The 4843-nt window shown below is 59.7% G+C and carries 4 protein-coding genes; all 4 read right to left on the reverse strand.

Translation table 11 applies throughout. The features are described from left to right. A partial coding sequence (gene cyoB, locus AC1DQP_RS16450; RefSeq protein ID WP_478052025.1) for a cytochrome o ubiquinol oxidase subunit I occupies positions 1–1759 on the reverse strand: 1759 nt, incomplete at its 3' end. 2 nt (positions 1760–1761) lie between these two features. Continuing rightward, complete coding sequence (gene cyoA, locus AC1DQP_RS16455) at positions 1762–2862, reverse strand: ubiquinol oxidase subunit II (protein WP_457321983.1); 1101 nt, start codon at positions 2860–2862, stop codon at positions 1762–1764. Between the two features lie 545 nt (positions 2863–3407). After that, the gene (locus AC1DQP_RS16460) at positions 3408–3776 is read right to left on the reverse strand and encodes a hypothetical protein (RefSeq protein WP_478052026.1); all 369 of its coding nucleotides are present in this window, start codon (positions 3774–3776) and stop codon (positions 3408–3410) included. Positions 3777–4422: 646 nt separating this feature from the next. After that, the gene (locus tag AC1DQP_RS16465) at positions 4423–4647 is read right to left on the reverse strand and encodes a hypothetical protein (RefSeq protein ID WP_457320495.1); all 225 of its coding nucleotides are present in this window, start codon (positions 4645–4647) and stop codon (positions 4423–4425) included. Positions 4648–4843: the final 196 nt, after the last annotated feature.

Consider the following 4843-nt stretch of genomic DNA (forward strand, 5'->3'; position numbering starts at 1 on the left):
GCATGTGGATGTCGCTGTACTTGGCCGGACGTTCCCACGCCTCACCACGCTGCTTGCGCTCCCAGAAGTCGTCCAGTTCGGTGACCTTGGGCAGTGCGCCGAAGTTGTAGAACGACGGCGGCGAAGAGGTTTCCCACTCCAGCGTGCGCGCATCCCACGGGTCGCCGGTCAGGTCTGCGGTCTTCTTGCGGTCGCGGATGGACACGGCGATCTGGATCACTTGGCACAGAATGCCGGCGCCAATGATGAACGCGCCGAACATGGCGATCACCAGCAGCGGCTGGTATTCCAGGTTCGGGTAGCTCTGCATGCGGCGGGTCATGCCCATGAAGCCCAGGATGTACAGCGGCATGAACGCCACGTAGAAGCCGATGAACCAGCACCAGAACGCGCGCTTGCCCCAGGTTTCGTTGAGGCGGAAGCCGAACATCTTCGGCCACCAGTAGCTGATGCCGGCAAACATGCCGAACACCACGCCGCCGATGATGACGTTATGGAAGTGGGCGATCAGGAACAGGCTGTTGTGCAGCACGAAGTCGATGGCCGGGATCGCCAGCATCACGCCGGTCATGCCGCCGATGGTGAAGGTGACCATGAAGCCGATCGTCCACAGCACCGGAGTGGTGAACTGCACGCGACCGCGGAACATCGTGAACAACCAGTTGAAGATCTTCACGCCGGTCGGGATCGAAATGATCATCGTCGTTATGCCGAAGAACGCATTGACGTTGGCACCCGAGCCCATGGTGAAGAAGTGGTGCAGCCACACGATGAACGACAACACGCCGATGCAGGCGGTGGCGTAGACCATGCCCTTGTAGCCGAACAGCGCCTTGCGCGAGAACGTGGCGATGACCTCGGAGAACACGCCGAAGGCCGGCAGCACCAGGATATAGACTTCCGGGTGACCCCAGATCCAGATCAGGTTGATGTACAGCATGGCGTTGCCGCCACCGTCATTGGTGAAGAAATGCGTGCCCAGGTAACGGTCCAGGGTCAGCAGCACCAGGGTGATGGTCAGCACCGGGAAGGCGGCGATGATCAGCACGTTGGTGACCAGCGCGGTCCAGGTGAAGATCGGCATGTGCATCAGCTTCATGCCGGGGGTGCGCATCTTCAGGATGGTAATGAAGAAGTTGATACCGCTCAGGGTGGTACCCAGGCCAGCGACCTGCAGGCCCCATATGTAGTAATCCACACCGACGCCTGGACTGTATTCCTTGCCAGACAACGGCGGGAAGGCCAGCCAGCCGGTCTGCGCGAATTCACCCACGCCCAGCGAGATCATCACAAGGCCCGCGCCCGCCACGAACAGCCAGAAGCTGAGCGAGTTGACGAACGGGAAGGCCACGTCGCGCGCGCCGATCTGCAACGGCACCACCACGTTCATCAGGCCGGTGATCAGCGGCATCGCCACGAAGAAGATCATGATCACGCCGTGGGCGGTGAAGACCTGGTCGTAGTGGTGCGGAGGCAGGAAGCCCTCTGCCCCGCCGGCGGCGAGCGCCTGCTGGGCACGCATCATGATCGCGTCGGCAAAGCCGCGCAGCAGCATGACGAAGGCGACGATGAGGTACATCGCGCCGATCTTCTTGTGGTCGACCGAGGTGAACCACTCTTTCCAGAGATAGCCCCACAGCTTGAACTTGGTGATCAGGGCCAGCACCAGCAGGCCACCGATGCCCGCGCCGATCAGCGTGGTGATGATGATCGGGTCATGCGGGATGTCGGCAAATGTCAATTTACCCAGCGGATTCATGCTCATTCTCCCGAGCCAGCGTGACCGGCGTGACCGGCGGCGGCGTGCTCGTCTGCAGTGCGGTCGGCGTGCTCATCGACGGCGCCCGCGGCATGCGCGTGCGTGTCATCGGCATGCACGTCGGCCGCGTGGCCGGCAGCATCGTGGCCTTCGGCGGTCATCGGCATGTCGTGGCCGGCGTGGCTTTCGCCCGCGGCACCGTCATGGCCCATCGCCTTGTGGTCGTGCTTCATGCCGTAGTGCTGGTTGTCACCCATGTGGCGGGCGATGACCCAGTCGAACAGGCCGGCTTCGGTGGTGCCGTAGTAGGTCACCGGATGCCAGTCGTGGTTCTTTTCGGCCACCAGCGCGTTGAAGGCGGTCTTGTCCAGGGTTGCCGCGTCGCCGCGGACCTTGGCCAGCCACTGCTGGTACTGCTCTTCGCTGACCGAATGGGCAGTGAAGTGCATCTTGCTGAAGCCCGCGCCGCTATAGTGCGAGGACATGCCCGGGAACTCGCCGGTTTCGTTGGCGATCAGGTGGAGTTTGGTCTCCATGGCCGTCATCGAGTAGATCATGCTGCCCAGGTGCGGGATGAAGAATGCATTCATCACCGAATCGGACGTGATCTTGAAGTTCAGCGGGGTATCGACCGGGAAGGTGATCTCGTTGACCGTGGCGATCTTCTCTTCCGGATAGATGAACAACCACTTCCAGTCCAGCGAAATGGCTTCGATCACCACCGGCTTCTTGTCCGAGTCCAGCGGACGGTACGGATCCAGCGCGTGCGAGGAACGCCAGGTCAGCACGGCCAGCACCAGCACGATCATGCACGGAATCGACCACACCACCACTTCGATCGCGGTGGAGTGCGACCACTTCGGCTCGTAACGGGCCTTGGTGTTGGTCGCACGGTACTTCCACGCGAAGGTCAGGGTCATGATGATGACCGGCACGACGACCAGCAGCATCAGCACGGTAGCCGTGATCAGCAGCGTCTTCTCATCGTGGCCGATCTGGCCCTTGGGGTTGAGGATGGCCGAGTTGCAGCCCGTGAGGAACACGGACAGTGCAAACAGCAGGCCCGGACGCAAGAAGCGTCCAAGGGGGTTCAACGGAATCATCGGTCGATCCAATTGCGTAGGGAATGCCAGGTCAAGCGCGGCCCGCCCGGCCAAAAGGCTGGATGTGCCGGTCCAAGGGGACAGGCACGAGGGACGATCATGTCAGCCTTCCAATTTTAGGCCGTCATGCATCATTTAAGAAGGCATTGACAATGATTGGACGCAGGAAAGGGCCGAAAAAGGCTGCGACACGTTGTCGCACTGCGCGCGGAAGGCCGGAATCGGCACAGTCGGGCGGTCTTGTATAGACATGAATGGTTCAAGGAGGGGCTGGGTGCCTCTTGAGGGACGTGCCCGGAGGAGATGCCGCGCTGAGGCTGCTCGGCATGAGGGGGCTACTTCCCAAGACCCGGCAGCAGCCTGAGACGCTCAGACAAGTGCTACTGGATGGGCCAACCGTTGCCAATGTCCAGCCAGACACTCACTCGAGAGCATAGCCGCTGGCACCCCAAACAGAGAGAGACCTACAACCGGCCACCCAGTTGGCCATGCCCAGTCACTCGAACCAAACGGCCATTTACCAATCTCCTCTTCGAGACCCGCAATTAAGGTTCCTCTCCAAGCATCAGATTGAATTCCTTCGCAAAAGTCAGAGCCGCATTTTCTTCACCATCGTACAGCGCACCCCAGAATCCGTCGACCTGCCATGCCGCAGGCGAAGACTCGAGCTCACCACCAATTACCCTGTTACGCCAATTGGATGGCCTGAAATTAGTAATTACCTCAAAATTATCAGCCGAATGAAGACCTAGCGATTCCGGCCCGACACTCTGCTCGTTGGCTAGAATTCGAAACCACACCTCGCCGTTCAATCCAGACTCAACACTCAGGACATGGAATACCTCCCCCAGCGTCAACCAAGGCGACAATTCCGCCGACCCGTCATCCGAGATGGCTATGCATTTTACCTTCATGAAATCCCGTCCGCTCCAGATATATTATTAAATACGACCTTGTAATCGAAGCCATAGAACACCTAACCGGTCATCGGATTCTTGTAGAAGTCTGAAACTGCCAGACCGACTCTGGAATTACTGAGTAGAGTACTTGCCAAATCCTTCGGATATTTCCGACTGCCACCGCCGCGCTTGCGGACCCACTTCCAGATTTCCACTCCACCCTCTTCGCCCAGACAAACCCCAGAGTTTTCCGACCGAGGCCTTCCTCTGACATCCGGGGAGAAAATTGAATCGGAATACGCCCCAGTCAACCATGCGGCATCGAAGCATGCGACCTCGGCTTTCAAGGAGCCTTCGCACCGCTTCCAGCGCACGGTAGTTGGCGCAGCCGATGCTCCAGTTCTTCATCTGGTCTTCGGCGGCTTTGAGTCGCTACCGCGCTGAGTCTTCAGCTCCGACTCTTTATCCTGTGCACTCTGAACCCTGAACCGTGCCTCCTCCTCGTCGCTCGACTTCGAAACACAGTCGTTCTCCAGGTTGCGCATCGCCTAGCCACCGATATCGTTTGCGATCTGATTGCTGGTGGCCGTCACAGTGCCCATTGCCGCCGCCATCGCCTGCCGTCCGCCAGCAGCTTCTCGGCATTGGGCAGCGCATCGATCTAGCGATGCGCGGCAGCGGCATCCGTGTTCAAGCCCAGCTCGACGGCTGTGGTCTGCTTGCCACCGATAACGATGTTGCCTTCGGTCAGATTGGAATACGTGGTATTGCCATCACCGCCCTTCTTGATCATCGACAAGCCTGGACCGAAGTTCGGCGTGGCGCCTTCGACATGCTGCCTCCAGCCATCAATGGCACCGCCATAACCCCCACTGATGCCGGCCAAGGTCAAAGCCCTATGTGGAGCCAGAACGTTTAGTGCACGGGAAATTTTAGGTTCTTCTCCCATCTGAGGGGAGAAGGCGCACGGCCGGCCAGCTAGATTGTGGTTGTCGAGACTACAAACCGAGGCCGGCCGTGGCCAAGCTGGATTGTATGCCGTTGCTGGGAGGCTGGGCGGGTATCGCCTGGATGGATGGCGC

This window comes from Stenotrophomonas sp. P5_A8, assembly GCF_056400545.1.

Bases quoted from the DNA above. Each gene is read 5' to 3' on its own strand.
- cyoA (WP_457321983.1), bottom strand. From the start codon at position 2,862: ATGATTCCGTTGAACCCCCTTGGACGCTTCTTGCGTCCGGGCCTGCTG.
- AC1DQP_RS16460 (WP_478052026.1), bottom strand. From the start codon at position 3,776: ATGAAGGTAAAATGCATAGCCATCTCGGATGACGGGTCGGCGGAATTG.